This is a genomic window from Vibrio sp. 10N.247.311.14, assembly GCF_041467715.1.
Lineage (GTDB): Bacteria > Pseudomonadota > Gammaproteobacteria > Enterobacterales > Vibrionaceae > Vibrio > Vibrio crassostreae_C.
In genome coordinates, this window is record NZ_JBFSVE010000037.1 from 1 (window position 1) to 17,742 (window position 17,742).

Here is a 17,742-nt window from a genome sequence, read left to right on the forward strand (position 1 = left end):
GCTTGTACGGTGGTGTGAGAGGACGGAGGCCGTGAGGCCTCCTCCTACTCGATTATGTGGGATATGTATATCTAATCCGCAAAATAGGTTTCACGCGGATCAGTTTCTTACGGTTTTTAATTCGGTACGCAGCTTGAAGATTCCCTTTGGTGCTTTGGTTAGCAGGATGCCGCAAAGTAGAGGAATCATCATTACAAGTGACTGTTCAGATAGAACCTCACCATTGACGTAACAAGATATTAGCAGCGCTACTACCGGGAAAATCAAAAAGCAGATAGACGCTTGGAAAGGGGTCGAAACCTGACCTAATTTAAAGTAAGCCACAATGCCGCCCACACTCGCCACAAAGCCTAGGTAAACCACAGCTGAGATTGAATCCCAAGTGAAAGATTTAACATTTACGTTTTCGCCCATAGCTGATACGGCAAATAAGAATAGAGCTGCAATTAAGCTTGGTACGGCGTTGTAGGTCAGTACTTCAATGCCTTTGCAGTGCTTTTGAACCAGCACATACATAACTGCGTGAATCGCCACAGCAAGGCCTAAGCAAACCGTGCCAATTAGGTAGTCATCGCCACCCATCTGCATTTCATTACCAAGGATTAGACATAGGCTCACAACAGCAGCGATCAACCCGAATATCTGGTGCTTCGCTAGTCGTAGACCTAAGAATAAGCCAGACATCAACATCACAGCCACAGGCATGTTGGCGAAGATGATCGACGCTAAACCTGAAGAGATGTATTGCTCGCCATAGATCATCAACGTAAACGGAATCGCGAAATACATCAACGCAACAATAAGCAGCCATTGGCGCTTACCTTTAGGGAACAGCAGTGGTTGGTTGAAGACTTTCGCCAATACTGCAAGCAGAGGTGCTGCAAGTAAAAAGCGCAACGCAGTAGCAAAAATAGGTGGGATAGAATGCAATGCTACTTCCATCGCGAACCAAGTGGTTCCCCAAATTAAGCAAACAGAGACAAAAAGCAAAATAGTTAGCGACTTCGAATTCATGGTGACTACTCATTAATAATTATTTTAAATCATAGGCTTGTAGCGCCTTAACGACGTGGCACAGTATAAGTAGGTCGTCGGAGAAAGTTTTTGTCTTTTTATCTCTAATTGAAATGAAATATAGAAATTAAATCTCTAATGTAATCTTTTTTAATAATTTATTTTCACAAAGGCAGGGTGAGTTAAAGTTATTGTTCTTTTTGAGGGGTTGGTGGGAGATAGAAGGTTGAAATTGAGGCCGAAGTGAGAACATTATTTAAGGTGATTGTTTTATTCTTGATTGGTACTAAAGACTTAGTACGAGGCAAAAAGCCCCTTTATTGAATCAAACTATAAAGGGGTGAGAGCTACCACACGAAACGGTAAACTAAAAACGAAGGTTGAATCCTAGCTCAACGCTACCATCAGAACGAAATACGTCTCCCGGACTAACGCGTTTTTGACCGAATGTATATTTCACATACGGTTCCACCCATTTGGGTTTCAGCGTAAAAGTGACGTCTTGGCTGTTGTAATAGCCTTTTGAACCCGTTAATTGACGATCATGGCTGAATGAATAAGAAAAGTTCATAAACTGTGTGGGAGAGTAACTGGTCCCAACCGTGTTCTTCCATTCTCTGTCTGTCATATCTATGAGGGATAAAGAAACATCGCGCCATTCATGCGATGTATTAGCAAAAACCATAATATTACTCGTGATAGCTGTGCCACCAAATAAGCCTATATCGTAGATATCGATCAGGTCTGCTCGGCCATAACTCACGAAAGCTTCAGTGTAAAAGTTACCCAACATCAATCCGTAACCCGTCCCTATTTCTAGGTAACCTTCCGAGTCAATTTCTGCACTGATGTTGATTTCTTCAGTTGCTTGAATGACACCAGAGACTGTACCTATCCAGCTGTCTCCGGCTTTGGCTGTTTGAAAACTTAAACTTGGCTCGTGGTAGCTTAATGTTTGTAATTGATGGTCGTTTGCATATATGGCGAAGGGCATCAATAAAGTGATCAATAGTCGTTTCATCGTGTTCTCAACTCTCAAATAAAAAGGAGCCGCTAATAAGCGGCTCCTTTGCTTTTATATTTATTATTTTTTACTAGCTACGACTAACGCGGTCTTTGACTGCTTGTTTAATTTGCTGACGTTGTTCTTGAGAAAGAGATTGAATTTTACCTTTTAGTTCTTGTTTTTGGATATCTGAAAGGCCTCTTACTTTTTCCTGAGCAATGTTTGGCTTACCAGTTATTGCTGCGAAAAGACGTCCGTCATCATTACGGAACGTAATTTCTGCGCCATTTTCTAAGCTCACAACAAAACCGAGCTCTTGCATTTCAGCGTGAGCGATAACTTCGCCATCCATATTAGTGATTGTACCGTCAGCATTGAGCACAGCTCCGCTGTCTGAGCTTGGGTGGTATAAAACACCATCTTTCAAAATCAGTGTCTCACCGTTGTCCAGAGTAATGATAGTTGTGCCTAGAACGTCATCTATGTCACCGTAAGTAGGCGCGGAATCAGGGCCTTCGTGCTCATGCCCGTGACCAAAGACTGTTGCGATTAGACGGCCGTCTTCATGGCGAATAATGATTTCTTCACCGCGGGGAGTATTGAATGTCAGATGTGTAATTTGACCATCAGTACGGTGAGTTTCTACTGTGATTCCGGTGCTTTCACCAGACATCGTTAACACTTCACCATCTACGATTTTGTGAGTTGGTTTAGCATCTGAACCGTTAATATTGAGGTAATAGGTATCATCTCCTTGGATGACCCACATGTAGTTACCGTTGTCACCTTCGATAAGCGCTACAGGCATTCCAAGGTCGTCTACAATCATGTAATTAGCAAAGAATTCATTGCCAGCAGAAGGTCCCCATTCGTCATCACCAAATTCTGGTTCTAACACTGAACCTTCGATGATCAATCGGCCATTTTCAACAGCTAATGTATATGATTTATCGTTAATATAAACGGTCGCAACACCATTGTCTGTAACCACTGTGCCAACGATATCGCCATTCGCGTCGACAACAACATCACCTTGGATAGTGAATACTTCACCATTTACAGCTACTACAGCGTTACCTTCACCATCTCCAATCACTACAGCATTGTTACCTTCATCGCCGATGATATATGCTGTTCGTAGTTCTTCGTTGTAAATAACATCAGCAACGCCAACCTGTGGTTCAGGACTTGTACCGTTATCGCTGCTACCAGAAGAAGAACAGCCAGCAAGGAATGTCGCTGCGATAGCAGTGCTTAGTAGTTTTAGTTTCATGGTTTACTCTCAAATAATTGTATAGGAACAAGGTTTGCTTCTTGCAGTGTTATGTGGCGTTCCTAGCCGATGAGAGAAGTATATGGACTGAATAAAAAAGCCTCTAATTCCTTAAAAGAATAGAGGCCTTAACGATTAGTTATTAATGAAACAGAGTAAAGAGGGTGATAACTACTGGTTATTATTGAGAAGGTTATCCAATATCTTCTTAAGCCATAGAGTTGTAGGACTGTTACGATGTTTGTGGTGAAAGTATGCACACACGATAGGGTTGATATCCTTGTTGTCAAATAAGATGTCGATGGCCCGTAAGGAGGTTTTCTTCTCTATGCCTAAAAATTTCGAGGCAGGGAACATCATGTCGGAGTTTTGTACTACATCAATAACCGCTGATGGCAGCTCTGAACGGAAGCCTATTCTTGCTTCTAGTCCTTTGATTTTCATTATTTTTTCTGCAAGTGTTTGATGAGAGTTCCAATCTATCGCAATAATTGTAGCCAGCTCAAACTTAACGCCATCTTTGATTTCAATAAAATCTTTCTGATAAGGATGGCCTTCTCTCAAGTAACCTTTAAAACTGTCTTGGGCTATCGGTTGTTGTAAGAGCTCCTTGGGGGCGTGGTTAATTTCATAATTGAAACCAATCAGCACCTCATCATTAATGATGTCAGCCATCGTTGTTTTAGACCAGTTTAATAGCTGAACTTGAACATGCGGAGCTTGAGAGCGAATTGCTTTGAATAACTTACTTGATAGTGAGCTAAGGAGGAAAGGAGATAACGCTAACTTGAGGGGCCCGCGTAGTTCACTAGGGTTGAATTCATTACTATTATTGAGTGCTGAAGAAAGATCATCCAAGATTGGTGAAATATTCTCGGCGAGCATATTGGCATGCTCTGTTGCACGTAATCCGTGGTGCGTTTTTACAAATAGCTCATCGTCAAAATGATCGCGCAATCTTTGTAGAGCTTTACTGATCGCCGGTTGAGATACGAATAAACGCTCGGATGCTTTGCGCATATTCCGCTCTTGATGCAGGATCATAAAAGTTCGCAGTAGATTTAAATCTAAGCTAGAAAACAAGTCTTTTGCCATATTGAGCACCTTATTATTAGTTGTTTAACTATAAGGTTGGGTCGGTACGAGAACAAATACATATTTTATATAGGTGTGATGCCTGTAAAGAAAAACCCGCACTTGGCGGGTTTATAAGTAACAATCTAAATCTTCTACTGCGTAACAGGCTTAACTTGTTTGGACTGTCTTACTGCCAGAATAAGTTGCGGTAGTAGTGACATCACGATCATGCCTGTCATCAGTGAATACTGTACTGGAGTAAAGGATTCACCCATCAACACCATACCGGTCACGATGCCAGCTACTGGGTTTGCGATGCCACCGAAGGTGAAATCAACCACCGACATACGCTGTAGCAACCACACATACATGCCGTAACCCAGCGCTGTGTTTAGCCCAATAACCCATACGAGTCCCATAGCATTACGAGTATCGAAATGAGTCACGGCATTAACATAAGGCTGCGGATCGATGAATGCATGAACGCCAGACGCGACAGACAAAATCGTACCGCCCAGAATCAGTTGCCATGTTAATACCTTCCACCAGTGCATGCGATTACCCAGTGATTTGGTAATACTGCTGCCGATGACAATACACATGATTGCGGCGAACATGGCACCTAAACCGATTGGATTCAAAGCGATTTGGCTTGGGTTAAACAATATCCACGCTAAGGTGATCAAGCCAATACCAGACAGGGCTTGAATCAAATGCGGGCGCTGCTTTTTCACTACCCAATGGAAGATCATCGCGAACACAGGCACAGAGATCATACCCACGCCAGAAATCGCTGAAGGCAGCGTTAGTGCCATCACGAAGATCAGGCCAAAGAAGGTCGCAATATTGATAAGACCCAATGTGAAAATGATCTGCCACTCGCCGTTTTTAGGCAGTGTCGGCTTTACTGCTAGCAATAACAAACCAGCAGGTAACGCACGCAAAGCACCTAATAATAATGGTGGCCACTCCTGTAGCGTAAATTGCGTCACTGCATAGGTTGTTCCCCAAAAGAACGCGGGGATCATTGCTAATAATATGTTCATTTAAAATATCTTTACATTAAGATAACTATTGTGTGAACTGTATACTGAGAACTAGTGGTTGTAAAGTATCTTTATGTTAAACTAGTTTGAAGTAAACAAGACTAATCACGGAGCTAGATTGCAAATGGATGCTATCGACCGCGTTGTAGAGCAATGGGCAAAGGAAAAGCCCGAATTAGAAACTGAGCCTATGGCAATGATGGGCCGGATTATGCGTATTGCCAAGTATATGGAGACGCAAGTTGCCGAGCTTCATAAAAAATACGACATGAAGCTGGGTGAGTTTGATGTGCTGGCGACGTTGCGACGTTCTGGAAAGCCTTACCGACTGACTCCGTCAGAATTGATCGGCTCGATGATGCTGACATCAGGCGCGATGACCAATCGCCTTGATAAGCTAGAAGCGAAAGGGCTGATCAGTCGTGAGCACAGTAAAGAAGACAGACGCAGCGTGAGTGTTCAGTTAACAAAAGATGGTCTTATTCTTATTGACCAAATGATGACTGAACATGTCGAAATGCAGAAAAAACTGGTTAAATCATTGTCTGCGAGTCAGAAGAAGAACACCAACCAACTTCTGAAAACATGGTTGAGCGCGTACGAGTAGTTTTTCTGATCTTCCTTTAGATTCAATAAAAAACCGAAGCCTAATCGCTTCGGTTTTTTTGTTCCTGTCTAAGAATTTCAAGTACAGAGAGTTAGCGAGTTAAGCTTGCAGCATCTCATCACTGAACAGTTCTGCGCAGCCAATGCCATTAATGGCGCAGCTTTCATCAATGTCTGAAATGTCACCGCTCACGCCGATAGCACCCAATACCGTTTTATCCTTGTCTCGAATCAGTAGCCCCCCAGGAACTGGCACCATGTTTCCGTGCGCGAGCACGTTTACGGCGGAGATAAATGCTGGTCGGTTGTCAGCATCTTGGGCGAGTTTTCTAGAGGAACAACCCAGTGCGAGTGCCCCCCACGCTTTAGCGATCGCGATGTCTGGTCGCATCATGCTAGAGCCGTCTTGACGTTGCAGAGAAATCAGCTTGCCACCGCTGTCTAAGACGGCGACCGTCAAAGGTTCTGTGTGGATCTTGTTTCCTGCTTTTAAGGTGCCATCAATGATGGTTAACGCTTGTTGTAGAGTCAAACTTCCCATGTTATCTCCTAGTTTTTCAAGGGGCCGTGTACCAAGCTAAGTCAGCCAATCATTACGCTTGTTGTGAATATCATCGACTGATTCAGCTCGGTACAAGAGTCCTAACTGGACTCTTGTAATAGCCCATAGCTGGGTAAAGTTAGGAAGGCAGCGAACTCTTTGGCTGTAGAAAGTTGATAGAAAAGATCAGCTGTCTCTTCAAATCGACCTGCTGTATAGCACGAGTCTCCGACTTCATGTTTTATCGTGCCTAGCTCTTGGTAAAGCCAAGAGTGGAATAGTGATTTGGTAAAGGTTTGGCCATCATCGAGTGTTACCCCGTGGTGGATCCACTGCCAGATATTGGCTCTTGAGATCTCAGCAGTCGCGGCATCTTCCATGAGGCCGTAGATAGGCACACAGCCGTAGCCTTGAATCCAAGCTTCGATGTAATACAGCGCGATGCGTATATTCTTACGTACTCCTACTTCGTCGCGACTGCCCTCACAAGGCTTTAGCAACGAGTCTGCATTGATCACATGCTCTGGGCTTTGGAAATCCATTTGGTTTACTTTGCCATCTAAGTGCTTATCAAAGATCGACATTGCCAAATCAACCAGTGCAGGGTGTGCGACCCATGTGCCATCATGTCCGTTCTGAGATTCTCTTTGTTTATCTTCGATAACCTTGGCGGTTACACGTGCCATTTCTTGCGGGTCTTTTGCTGGAATAAAGGCTGACATCCCACCCATTGCTAATGCGCCACGAGCGTGACAAGTGCGCACCAACAGTTGGCTATAGGCGTTGAGGAATTCTTGATCCATGCCGATCCCGTGGCGGTCTGGCAAGATGCGGTCTTTATGGTTTTTCAGCGTTTTGATGTAGCTGAAGATGTAATCCCAACGGCCACAGTTCATCGCTACGATATGATCACGCATGGCGTATAAGATCTCTTCCATTTGGAATACGGCTGGCAGAGTTTCAATCAACACGGTCGCACGAATGGTGCCTTTGGGTACGTGGAAATAGTTTTCGGTGAAGCTGAAAATATCGTCCCACCACTGTGCTTCTTCCATGCTCTCAAGCTTGGGAATGTAGTAGTAAACACCTAAGCCTTGTTTTTCACGTGACTGATAGTTATGGAAAAAGTACAAAGCGAAGTCCATCAAGCAACCGCCGATAGGCTGATTGTTGAATTGGATGGATTGCTCAGGAAGGTGGATCCCTCGTGGGCGTGCGATCAGCAGTGCAGGATCGTCGTTTAATTGGTAACGCTTCTGCTTCTTCTCATCGAAGTAGCTAATGGTGCCAAGGTTGGCGTCTCTTAGGTTGATTTGCCCTTCGACCATATTGGCCCAAGTCGGGGAAGAGGCATCCTCAAAGCAACACATGAAGACTTTCGCGCCTGAGTTTAGCGCGTTGATCACCATCTTTCTTTCGATAGGTCCGGTGATCTCTACGCGGCGATCCAGTAACTCTGGCGGCGGTGTTGCCACTTTCCATTCATTATTCTGACGAATGGATACGGTGTCCTTTCTGAAATTAGGTAACTCACCGTTGTCATATTGAGCTTGTTTTATGTCACGGTCATTTAGCAGGGTATGACGGCGATCTCCAAACTTATTAACAAGGGCTTCTAAGAACTTTAATGCATCTTTAGACAAGATCTCTTTGTACTCGGAGTTGTCCATCTTCCCAAGTACCTGCATACACAGCACATCTTCTCTCTCTTTCACGTCATTCATCATTGCTTGTCTCCTTTGTACAATACGATGTCATTTTGTATACAAAATTATCTTTTTAAGGATATTTATATTGTAGAAATTGTAAACAAGCAAACGGTATTTAACATTTATTTATCATTTAATCTTTTTTAATTTATTTTTACGTAAAGATATTTTATGTAAAGCAATGAATTGTAAGCTTTTCAGGGTAAGTGCGTACTTAATGTGATGGGTTGATGTAACAAGATTGTTTCATTCTGGGGTTGATAAATAGCGAGGATGGTTCATAGTACACAAAAGTTAGGTTAATTGTATACAATCTGAACTGGAGGTTCGAATGGCAATTATGAAAGCGATTGAAGCAGCGGTAGAGGTGCTTAAACGTGAAGGAGTAGACATCGCATTTGGTGTTCCCGGCGCAGCGATAAATCCAATGTACGCAGCGATGAAAAAGCTCGGAGGAATCGACCACGTCTTAGCTCGTCACGTAGAGGGTGCATCCCATATGGCTGAAGGGTATACGCGTACCAATCAAGGCAATATAGGTGTGTGTATTGGTACTTCTGGTCCTGCGGGAACGGACATGATCACGGGCCTTTATTCTGCGTCTGCAGATTCGATTCCAATTCTATGCATCACAGGCCAGGCGCCACGTGCTCGTCTTCACAAAGAAGATTTCCAAGCGGTCGACATTGAATCTATCGTTAAGCCTGTGACTAAGTGGGCAACCACGGTACTGGAACCTGCTCAAGTGCCACGCGCATTTCAAAAAGCCTTTCATTTAATGCGTTCGGGTCGCCCGGGTCCAATCCTGATTGATCTACCGATTGATGTTCAGCTGGCTGAGATTGAATTTGATATCGATACCTATGAACCGCTAGAACCTTACAAACCGCAAGCAACCCGCGCGCAGGTTGAGAAAGCATTAACCATGATGTCTCAATCTGAAAAACCGCTGATTGTATCGGGCGGTGGTGTGATTAACGCTGGCGCATCTGAATTGTTACAACAGTTCGCAGAAATTACCGGTGTTCCAGTGATCCCAACCTTAATGGGCTGGGGCTCTATTCCAGATGACCATGACTTAATGGCGGGTATGGTGGGGCTACAAACGTCCCATCGTTACGGTAACGAAACCATGCTCAACTCTGACTTTGTGTTTGGTGTGGGTAACCGTTGGGCAAACCGTCATACCGGCTCTGTGGATGTTTACACCGAAGGCCGCAAGTTCGTACACGTGGACATTGAACCAACCCAAATCGGCCGTGTGTTCTGCCCAGATTTAGGCATTGTATCTGATGCGAAAGCTGCACTAGAGCTAATGGTTGAAGTGGCGCAAGAGTGGCGTGATGCTGGCAAGTTGCCGAACCGAAATGCTTGGGCAAGTGAGTGTCAGGAACGCAAGTCGACCATGCTGCGTAAAACCAATTTCGATGAAGCACCAATGAAGCCGATGCGTGTTTATGAAGAGATGAACAAGGCATTTGGCCGTGACACTTGCTATGTGAGCACCATTGGTTTGTCGCAAATCGCTGCCGCTCAGTTCCTGCATGTTTATAAGCCTCGTAACTGGATCAACTGTGGTCAAGCAGGCCCATTGGGTTGGACAACACCTGCTGCATTAGGTGTACGAGCGGCCGATCCTGATCGTGATATTGTCGCTATCTCTGGTGATTATGATTTCCAATTCATGATCGAAGAACTGGCGGTAGGTGCGCAGTTCAACTTGCCATACATTCATGTGTTGGTGAACAACTCGTATCTAGGTTTGATTCGCCAAGCACAGCGCCAATTTGATATCGACTATTGTGTACAACTGGCGTTTGATAACCAGAATGCGCCAGAGCTTGAAGGCTACGGTGTTGACCATGTCGCGGTTGTTGAAGGTTTAGGTTGTAAGGCAATTCGAGTTCGTGAACCAGAGCAAATTGCCGCTGCGTTTGAGCAAGCAAAAGAGCTGATGAACAAGCACAAAGTACCGGTTGTTGTTGAGCTGATTCTTGAGCGAGTAACCAACATTGCGATGGGCGTTGAGATCAATGCAATTAACGAATTTGAACCGCTTGCCGAAAGCCGCGACGATGCTCCAACGGCGCTGGCGTACAAGTAATCATTAAGTAATGTGTATCCGTAGAGCTGAGGTTTAGCTCTACGGAAAGTCTCCAATAGAGCGAGGCTTTACTACAAATAACCAGATTTTTACAGATAAAGAATAAGGACAGAGTCATGGCAAAATTTGCAGCAAACTTGTCAATGTTATTCACGGAAGTTGATTTTATGGATCGCTTTGAAGCTGCCGCAGAAGCGGGCTTTCAAGGTGTGGAGTATCTTTTCCCTTACGCCTTTGATGCTCAGGCAATCAAAGCAAAGCTCGACGCTAATCACCTAGAGCAAGTGCTATTTAACTTGCCTGCGGGTGATTGGGACGCTGGCGACCGTGGTATCGCGGTAGACCCAGCAAGAGTTGAAGAATTTCAAGCGGGTGTACCTAAAGCCATCGCTTACGCAAAAGCACTCGGTTGTACTCAAGTGAATTGCTTGGCGGGGATTGTTCCGCAAGGTGTGACCCAACAAGACGCGCAATCGGCGTTTGTGATTAACCTGCATTACGCGGCGAACGCGCTAGCAGCAGAAGGCATTAGCTTAGTGATAGAGGCGATCAATACCCGTGATATTCCGGGCTTCTTCTTGAATACGACTGAGCAAGCCAAAGCGATCATCAAAGAGGTAGGGAGCGATAACCTTTCTATCCAATACGATATTTATCACATGCAAATTATGGAAGGCGATCTTACGCCGACCATGCAGCAGAACATTGGTCAAATCGCACACGTGCAATTGGCGGATAATCCAGGTCGACACGAACCGGGTACCGGAGAAATCAATTACCCATTCGTGCTTAATTATCTTGATGAGCTTGGCTATCAAGGCTGGGTTGGCTGCGAATACAAACCGAAAACGACAACGACAGAAGGCCTTGGTTGGCTGAACCAGTACCGTTAATTGCGTCTGGTAACCCTCAAACGTTAAGGAGAACAACATGTCTAAAATTGCATTTATCGGAACTGGCATCATGGGTAAACCTATGGCGAGTAACCTTCAAAAATCGGGTCATGAATTGATTCTGTCGGATCACTTTAATGCAGCACCTGTCGATCTTGTGGCAGCAGGCGCAACGGTCTGTCATTCACCAGCAGAAGCGGCTGAAGCAGCAGATATCATTATCTTAATGGTGCCGAATACCCCTCAAGTTGAAGATGTCCTGTTTGGTGACAACGGTGTTGAGAAAGGCCTAATGGCGGGCGGTGCAGCTGGAAAACTGGTTATCGACATGAGTTCAATTTCGCCAATCGCGACCAAAGCAATTGCAGCGCGAATCAACGAAGGCGGTGCTTCATACCTTGATGCACCGGTATCAGGTGGCGAAGTAGGCGCTATCAATGCGGCGCTGACTATCATGGTTGGCGGTGAGCAAGAAGCCTTTGATAAAGCACGACCTCTGTTCGAAATCATGGGTAAGAACATCACGCTAGTAGGCGACAACGGTGCGGGTCAAACCTGTAAGGTCGCAAACCAAATCATCGTTGCTCTGAATATCGAAGCCGTGTCTGAGGCGTTAGTCTTTGCTTCGAAAGCAGGCGCTGATCCAGCACGCGTGCGTCAGGCGCTACTAGGCGGATTTGCTAACTCTAAGATCTTGGAAGTGCACGGTGAGCGTATGGTTGAAGGCACATTCGACCCGGGCTTTAGAATCTCACTTCACCAGAAAGACCTGAACTTAGCGCTAACGGGCGCACAAGAATTAGGTGTCGCACTACCGAATACGGCTAACGCTCAAGAGCTATTTGGCGAGTGCGCCGAAATGGGCGGTGAAGGTTGGGACCACTCTGCGCTTATCCAAGCGATTGAGAAACGTTCTGACCACTCGATTCGCTAATTAATTAGGGCTGCTATCGATTCGTAGCCCAACAGTTTGTTTATAAATCGCGTAGTTTCGTCTCCTTTTATACGCGTTCCTGATACGAGGCAGAGGTTGAAGTTGTTCCTTTCCAACTTGATCTTAGCAGGCACCCTTTGGCCTTGTATCGGGGTTCTTTTTTTCTCCGTCAACTAAGGAGTGGCTGATGGACATTGATGCTAAGCAGTTTCTACAAACCCTTTTCTCAAGTGCTGTTAATCAGGCGCTGCCTAAAAATCACATCGAACCTTTTCTTCCTCAAGACATTTTTTATCGCTCTGCTAATCAAGCCGGGCGTACTGTGGTGATAGGAGCAGGAAAAGCGGCCGCATCAATGGCAGCAGAGCTGGAAGCGGTGTGGCAGGCAAAGAAACAACAAGATCTTGCACTGCGTGATCTTGAAGGCTTAGTCGTGACCCGCTACGAACACACCGCACCTTGCGAACACATTGAGGTGATTGAAGCAGCGCACCCCGTGCCAGATGCGATGGGCTTAGAAGTAAGCCAACGTATGCTGCAATTAGTGAGTGGCTTGAGCGCCGACGACACGGTGATTTGCCTACTGTCGGGGGGCGGTTCTGCTTTGCTAAGTCTGCCCGGGGGCGACATCAGCTTGGCAGAGAAGCAACAAATCAATAAGGCGTTGCTCAAATCAGGCGCCGCCATTGATGAGATGAATTGTGTTCGCAAACATCTATCTTCAATAAAAGGCGGTCGACTCGCCAAAGCGGCCTATCCTGCAAGGGTAGTGTCACTGGCGATTTCTGATGTGCCGGGTGATGACATTAGTGTGATTGCCTCTGGCCCAACCGTACCCGACACCACTACGCGTTTTGATGCGATGGCAATTTTAGAACGTTACCGAATAGAAACACCACGCTCGGCATTTGAATGGTTAAATAATCCAGAGTCAGAAACCGTTAAGCCAGATGACGTCTGCTGGAAGAATGCCGAGCACCATATTATCGCGACTCCGATGTCGGCATTGGAATCCGCTGCAGCAGAAGCTGAAGGCTTAGGCATTCCGGCTTATGTGTTGAGTGATTGCATAGAGGGAGAAGCGCGAGATGTTGCGAAAGTTCACGCTGCGTTGGCTAAGCAAGTGGCCAATCACAAGCACCCATTTGCGACGCCTTGCGTGATACTTTCTGGTGGCGAAACCACAGTAACCGTTAAAGGCAATGGTCGTGGTGGGCGTAACTGTGAGTTCTTATTGAGCTTGTATAATGAGCTTAAAGGCCAAGACAACATATTTGCATTGGCCGCCGATACCGACGGGATTGATGGCGTGGAGGACAATGCGGGTGCGTGGATTACCCCACAAACATGGCAACAAGGTTCGAGCTTGTCGCTTAAAGCGCAAGACTACCTCGATGCCAACAACAGCTACGATTTCTTCAAGCAAGTCGATGTGCTTCTTACCACGGGACCAACGCTGACTAATGTGAATGACTTCCGCGCAATATTGATTCTTTAACTTGAACAGTTCAAAAACACGGTATGGAATGGTCGCTTCTTAACAAATAGAGCGGCCATTTTATTGTTATCAATGCGGTGACCTTGAGTTCTGAGATTATCTTCTGGACTAATGAAGCACGTTGATTACTATGATTTTAGTAACGAGCTGTATAGGATGCAATATGTCTAGGATCAGACAAAAGAATCAAGATTTAATCATCGAAGTCGCGTGTGAACAATTCGCCACTCATGGTTATGCCGCAACAAAAATGGCTGACATCGCAAAAGCGGCCGACATTCCCAAACCTAACGTATTCTATTATTTCAGCTCTAAAGATAAGCTCTACAACGCTGTGCTTGAAACCGTCACTCAGCCCTTGCTAGAAGCATCTCGTCCGATTGAAGAGCTGAGCGATCCTGTTGAAGCCTTGTCTCAATATATTCAAACCAAACTGATTATTTCTCGCGACCATCCACATGCCTCTAAAGTATTTGCCAATGAAGTGATGTCTGGCGCTAAAGTATTGCCGAAAGAGATTGGTGACGAGCTGTATAAGCAATCCCAGATGATTCTTGATAAGTTCTCGACATGGTCGGCGCAGGGCCTAATGGACGATGTTCCCGCTCATCACCTGATGTTTACCATCTGGGCGGCAACTCAAACCTACGCCGATTTTGGCTGGCAGATTTGCAGCGTGATGCAGAAGGACCAACTCGATGATAAAGACTATGCCGATGCCGCTGAGTTCATCACTCAGCTAGTGATTAAAGGCTGTGGTGTGAAAGGGAGCACTTGAAAGCTGGAGAGTCTTGCTGAGAGTTGCTTTAAGCTTGCTCTTCAGGAAATTGAAATGCCTTATCGTAGAATAAGGCATTTTTTACGCTTGTATTTTAGCTGTATGAGGCTTAGCCAACTAACAAGAAGAAGAGAGCTGTTGCGACAATACCTATCAATGCGTAGGGGAATTGAGTGGTTGCGTGTTGCATTGAGGTACACCCGGAACCTTGAGCTGACAATACCGTTGAGTCACTAAAGAAACATGAGTGACTGCCCGCTGCTGATGCCGAAAGCAGAGCCGCAATAGTTAAATGTAGAGGTACGCCAAGTTGTTCGCCTAGAGGCAATACGATTGGCATAGCAACTGCAAAAGTTCCCCAAGAAGATGCGGTAGCAAACACCAATGCACCGGTGATCATAAAGATAATTGCTGGGAAGTAAGACGCCGATAGATAAGGGCTTACTGTCTCGATGACATATTGTGTCACTCCTAGAGAATCATTCACAGACTTCAGCATGAATCCACCAATCACCGTTGCCAATGGCAGCAGCATAACTTTGATTCCGTCGTAGACAGCTTCAAACATATCATTCATTGAGATTAGACGTTGAACACCATAGAAGCAGATAGTAAAGATAATTGCGACAAATACGCCTGCTAATAGATCAATACCGAAGTACCAGCTTGCACCAACTAACACCACCATAGGCAATAGGAAGTTGATTAATCCCATCGTTGGGTTGGTGTGCGCTGTAATATTTGCGCCAAAGTCGATGTCTGTTGCACCGTCAGGACGTACTTGACCTTTCTTCGCTCGTTCCTCAGCCTGCTTCATTGCGCCTAAATCCGGCATCTTTTCTAACGCAACGAGAAGGACGATTATCAGCGTAACCCAGCCATAAGCCATGTATGGAATCGCTTCAATATATGCTTTGATACCCTCACCAGCTTCAGCCACTCCATTCGCTTCAAGCAGTGAGCTAAAGAAAATAGCCCATGTTGATATTGGCACCAGAATACAAATCGGCGCAGCGGTGGAATCGACTAGATAAGATAGTTTTTCACGGGAGATGTTGTATCCGTCAGTAATCTTCTTCATCGATGATGAGATAGCGATCGCGTTCAGATAGTCATCAATAAAGATCATGATGCCGAGGAAAAAGGTCATCAGCATAGATTGTTTACGGCTCTTAACCTTTGTGACCAACATATCTGAAAAGCTTAAAATACTGCCGCCTTTTTCGAGAATTGCGATTAATCCCCCCATCAGTCCGCAAACTAGAACGATCCATGCAATGGTTTCGTTCATCATTACATCCATCGATATGCCGACAATTTGCTCAACGGCTTGCGCAGGATTGAGTAGTAGTACACCAGCGATGGTACCACTAAAAAGCGCCTCTACGGTGCGGTGTGTAGTTAGGGCGAATACCAAAACAAGTGCGGTAGGGAGAAGGCTCATCCATCCATAGGCCTCTCCTTCTTGGTGGTTCAATCCAATTGATGTGAAGAAAATGAAAGTCGCGACAACCAATAGAGATACCATGATGTGTTGACTGTTGATCTTCAGCGGCGCGTCCAACGCCTTAGTTTGCGTAGTCATACGTGTAGTTCCTTTGTTTATGCTGAGTGCAACATCCAGTCGATTTCTAATGGAGTGATGGCGCGTTCAAACTCCGCCAGTTCACTTCGTTTACAAGCTAAATATAGATCGACAAACTCTTTAGAGATGTACGGGGTCAGCTCACTGCGTTCTAGCTGATCGAGAGCTTCAGACATACGCAGAGGTAAGTCTATTGCATCATCACTGAGGGAGTTAGGACATTGGTCTTTGGTATAGTTTTCACTCGCTAATACTGCGGATAGTACTACTGCAGCGAGAATGTAAGGGTTAACGTCAGCTCCCGCAATGCGGTGTTCAATTCGGCGATTGTTGCTGTCGCTGATAGGAACACGCAGTGCGACACCACGATGGTTCTCGCCCCAGTCTGCTTTCGTTGGCACGTAAGCTCCTGGAACAAAGCGGCGGTAAGAGTTAACGTTAGGGCAAATCAAGGCCATGGAATCGGATGTTTGAGCAAGCATCGCGGCCATGGTTTGATAAAAGAGATTACTGGGTTCACCATCTTGTTGGCTGAAGTGGTTATTGTCGTTGGAATCCACCAAGCTAAGGTGGATGTGCATACCGTTACCAGCTTGCTCACTAAATGGCTTAGCCATGAAGGTAGCATCGAAATCATGTTGATTAGCAATTTGACGAATTAGGCGTTTGACGATGATGATTTCATCACACACTCGTAGTACATCTTTAGAGTGGTTGAAGTTAATTTCGAATTGTCCTGGGGCGGATTCAGATAGTGCCCCCGAAGTATTTAACCCTTGTTCTTGAGCGACTTTGTTAAGATCGGCCAAAAAGTCTGCGTAATCATCCAAACCATCTAAGTCATAGACTTCGGTATCTTTTTCTCGTGATTTTTTGTTTGGGTTGATGGCTGTTTGTAGTGCTCCCATCTCACCCCGCTTCCTGTCTATTAAGTAAAACTCTAGCTCTAAGGCAACACATGGATGTTGATCTTTGGTGTGTAACTTTTCGAGAATTTCACTGACGATATTACGAATAAAGAGCGGGTTTGGGGTGTGGGCTGACTCATCCATCATACTCAACATTATTTGGCCCACTTGCTCTTTAGCGGTAGGCATCAATGTATCCGCAATTGGGAAACACATGTTGTCTGGTTCTCCCAATTCTTCACCTAACCCTGCTGTTTCAACCACATTACCTTTGGTATCTAAAGTAATTGTCGAGAGGGGAAGAGCTACTCCTTTATGCAGCTTGTGTAGTGCACTTACTGGGATGCGCTTGCCTCTTGGTGTGGCATTGATGTCGGTAAAAATCAGATCAACAAACTCGATGTTGGGCCATTTTTGTCGAAAATTTTTAACTTCCTGTAGATACGATTCCATTGTGTTCTCCAACTAGCCTCTATTTGGTAAATTAAAAGTAATAAAAAAGAAACAAGTCAATTGTACTAATTAGACTAAAGTCTAGTTTTAAAGGTTATTTCCTTTTAATACATAAGCTTGCGTTGATTACTTTGAAATTTACAATTTTATTGAAAGATGTTTCTGTTAACTATTTTGTAACAGTTGATTGTGTTTTGCTCAATATAATGTCCAAAATTAGTCGTTTTTTTGACCAAAAAGGTGGGTTTGGTCACGCTTTGGTCATAATATCGAACATCGGTGTTGATAATTTTGTACATGATTTGTAGTGTAAGTGT

At 45.0% G+C, this 17,742-nt stretch carries 15 protein-coding genes; 6 read left to right on the forward strand and 9 right to left on the reverse strand.

The features are described from left to right. Positions 1-99: 99 nt before the first annotated feature. The 5 genes from AB6F11_RS14225 to AB6F11_RS14245 all read right to left on the reverse strand — a co-directional run bounded on the left by AB6F11_RS14225 (position 100) and on the right by AB6F11_RS14245 (position 5,416). Positions 100-1,014, reverse strand: a complete 915-nt coding sequence (locus AB6F11_RS14225) for a DMT family transporter (protein ID WP_104216383.1) — start codon at positions 1,012-1,014, stop codon at positions 100-102. A 367-nt stretch (positions 1,015-1,381) separates the two neighbouring features. Next, positions 1,382-2,035, reverse strand: a complete 654-nt coding sequence (locus tag AB6F11_RS14230; protein ID WP_029406111.1) for a hypothetical protein — start codon at positions 2,033-2,035, stop codon at positions 1,382-1,384. A gap of 73 nt (positions 2,036-2,108) precedes the next feature. Next, positions 2,109-3,293, reverse strand: a complete 1,185-nt coding sequence (locus AB6F11_RS14235) for a hypothetical protein (protein WP_104216384.1) — start codon at positions 3,291-3,293, stop codon at positions 2,109-2,111. Between the two features lie 171 nt (positions 3,294-3,464). Further along, positions 3,465-4,388: a LysR family transcriptional regulator gene (locus AB6F11_RS14240; RefSeq protein WP_104216385.1), complete on the reverse strand. Its 924-nt coding sequence runs from the start codon at positions 4,386-4,388 to the stop codon at positions 3,465-3,467. Positions 4,389-4,522: 134 nt separating this feature from the next. Then, on the reverse strand, positions 4,523-5,416 hold the full coding sequence (locus AB6F11_RS14245; protein ID WP_104216386.1) for a DMT family transporter: 894 nt from the start codon (positions 5,414-5,416) through the stop codon (positions 4,523-4,525). 124 nt (positions 5,417-5,540) lie between these two features. Between AB6F11_RS14245 and AB6F11_RS14250 the strand changes: the two genes are divergently transcribed. Beyond that, positions 5,541-6,023 carry a MarR family winged helix-turn-helix transcriptional regulator gene (locus AB6F11_RS14250; RefSeq protein ID WP_017054932.1) on the forward strand — a complete coding sequence of 161 codons (483 nt, stop codon included), beginning with the start codon at positions 5,541-5,543 and terminating at the stop codon, positions 6,021-6,023. A 99-nt stretch (positions 6,024-6,122) separates the two neighbouring features. Here the strand turns inward: AB6F11_RS14250 and AB6F11_RS14255 are convergent, their stop codons facing one another. Beyond that, positions 6,123-6,563, reverse strand: a complete 441-nt coding sequence (locus tag AB6F11_RS14255; protein ID WP_008220964.1) for a heme-binding protein — start codon at positions 6,561-6,563, stop codon at positions 6,123-6,125. A gap of 101 nt (positions 6,564-6,664) precedes the next feature. Further along, the gene (gene aceB, locus AB6F11_RS14260) at positions 6,665-8,290 is read right to left on the reverse strand and encodes a malate synthase A (protein ID WP_104216387.1); all 1,626 of its coding nucleotides are present in this window, start codon (positions 8,288-8,290) and stop codon (positions 6,665-6,667) included. 313 nt (positions 8,291-8,603) lie between these two features. Here aceB and gcl point away from each other — a divergent pair, with 313 nt between their 5' ends. The 5 genes from gcl to AB6F11_RS14285 all read left to right on the forward strand — a co-directional run bounded on the left by gcl (position 8,604) and on the right by AB6F11_RS14285 (position 14,479). Then, positions 8,604-10,376: a glyoxylate carboligase gene (gcl, locus tag AB6F11_RS14265; protein ID WP_104216388.1), complete on the forward strand. Its 1,773-nt coding sequence runs from the start codon at positions 8,604-8,606 to the stop codon at positions 10,374-10,376. 116 nt (positions 10,377-10,492) lie between these two features. Continuing rightward, the gene (gene hyi, locus AB6F11_RS14270; RefSeq protein WP_104216389.1) at positions 10,493-11,269 is read left to right on the forward strand and encodes a hydroxypyruvate isomerase; all 777 of its coding nucleotides are present in this window, start codon (positions 10,493-10,495) and stop codon (positions 11,267-11,269) included. Between the two features lie 37 nt (positions 11,270-11,306). Continuing rightward, positions 11,307-12,203, forward strand: coding sequence for a 2-hydroxy-3-oxopropionate reductase (locus AB6F11_RS14275; RefSeq protein ID WP_017083054.1), 897 nt, complete (start codon positions 11,307-11,309; stop codon positions 12,201-12,203). Between the two features lie 187 nt (positions 12,204-12,390). After that, complete coding sequence (locus AB6F11_RS14280) at positions 12,391-13,701, forward strand: glycerate kinase (protein ID WP_065584812.1); 1,311 nt, start codon at positions 12,391-12,393, stop codon at positions 13,699-13,701. Between the two features lie 163 nt (positions 13,702-13,864). Then, positions 13,865-14,479, forward strand: a complete 615-nt coding sequence (locus tag AB6F11_RS14285; protein WP_065584813.1) for a TetR/AcrR family transcriptional regulator — start codon at positions 13,865-13,867, stop codon at positions 14,477-14,479. 109 nt (positions 14,480-14,588) lie between these two features. Here the strand turns inward: AB6F11_RS14285 and AB6F11_RS14290 are convergent, their stop codons facing one another. Together AB6F11_RS14290 and AB6F11_RS14295 are read right to left on the reverse strand one after the other, a co-directional pair. After that, the gene (locus tag AB6F11_RS14290) at positions 14,589-16,064 is read right to left on the reverse strand and encodes a Na+/H+ antiporter NhaC family protein (protein ID WP_104216390.1); all 1,476 of its coding nucleotides are present in this window, start codon (positions 16,062-16,064) and stop codon (positions 14,589-14,591) included. 17 nt (positions 16,065-16,081) lie between these two features. Further along, positions 16,082-17,425 (reverse strand): glutamine synthetase family protein, encoded by a 1,344-nt coding sequence (locus AB6F11_RS14295; RefSeq protein ID WP_017065013.1) that lies wholly within the window; start codon positions 17,423-17,425, stop codon positions 16,082-16,084. Positions 17,426-17,742: the final 317 nt, after the last annotated feature.

What these genes read in the sequence shown, in the direction of transcription:
- AB6F11_RS14225 (WP_104216383.1), bottom strand. Translation starts at nt 1,014, where the DNA reads ATGAATTCGAAGTCGCTAACTATTTTGCTTTTTGTCTCTGTTTGCTTA.
- AB6F11_RS14230 (WP_029406111.1), bottom strand. Translation starts at nt 2,035, where the DNA reads ATGAAACGACTATTGATCACTTTATTGATGCCCTTCGCCATATATGCA.
- AB6F11_RS14235 (WP_104216384.1), bottom strand. Translation starts at nt 3,293, where the DNA reads ATGAAACTAAAACTACTAAGCACTGCTATCGCAGCGACATTCCTTGCT.
- AB6F11_RS14240 (WP_104216385.1), bottom strand. Translation starts at nt 4,388, where the DNA reads ATGGCAAAAGACTTGTTTTCTAGCTTAGATTTAAATCTACTGCGAACT.
- AB6F11_RS14245 (WP_104216386.1), bottom strand. Translation starts at nt 5,416, where the DNA reads ATGAACATATTATTAGCAATGATCCCCGCGTTCTTTTGGGGAACAACC.
- AB6F11_RS14250 (WP_017054932.1), top strand. Translation starts at nt 5,541, where the DNA reads ATGGATGCTATCGACCGCGTTGTAGAGCAATGGGCAAAGGAAAAGCCC.
- AB6F11_RS14255 (WP_008220964.1), bottom strand. Translation starts at nt 6,563, where the DNA reads ATGGGAAGTTTGACTCTACAACAAGCGTTAACCATCATTGATGGCACC.
- aceB (WP_104216387.1), bottom strand. Translation starts at nt 8,290, where the DNA reads ATGATGAATGACGTGAAAGAGAGAGAAGATGTGCTGTGTATGCAGGTA.
- gcl (WP_104216388.1), top strand. Translation starts at nt 8,604, where the DNA reads ATGGCAATTATGAAAGCGATTGAAGCAGCGGTAGAGGTGCTTAAACGT.
- hyi (WP_104216389.1), top strand. Translation starts at nt 10,493, where the DNA reads ATGGCAAAATTTGCAGCAAACTTGTCAATGTTATTCACGGAAGTTGAT.
- AB6F11_RS14275 (WP_017083054.1), top strand. Translation starts at nt 11,307, where the DNA reads ATGTCTAAAATTGCATTTATCGGAACTGGCATCATGGGTAAACCTATG.
- AB6F11_RS14280 (WP_065584812.1), top strand. Translation starts at nt 12,391, where the DNA reads ATGGACATTGATGCTAAGCAGTTTCTACAAACCCTTTTCTCAAGTGCT.
- AB6F11_RS14285 (WP_065584813.1), top strand. Translation starts at nt 13,865, where the DNA reads ATGTCTAGGATCAGACAAAAGAATCAAGATTTAATCATCGAAGTCGCG.
- AB6F11_RS14290 (WP_104216390.1), bottom strand. Translation starts at nt 16,064, where the DNA reads ATGACTACGCAAACTAAGGCGTTGGACGCGCCGCTGAAGATCAACAGT.
- AB6F11_RS14295 (WP_017065013.1), bottom strand. Translation starts at nt 17,425, where the DNA reads ATGGAATCGTATCTACAGGAAGTTAAAAATTTTCGACAAAAATGGCCC.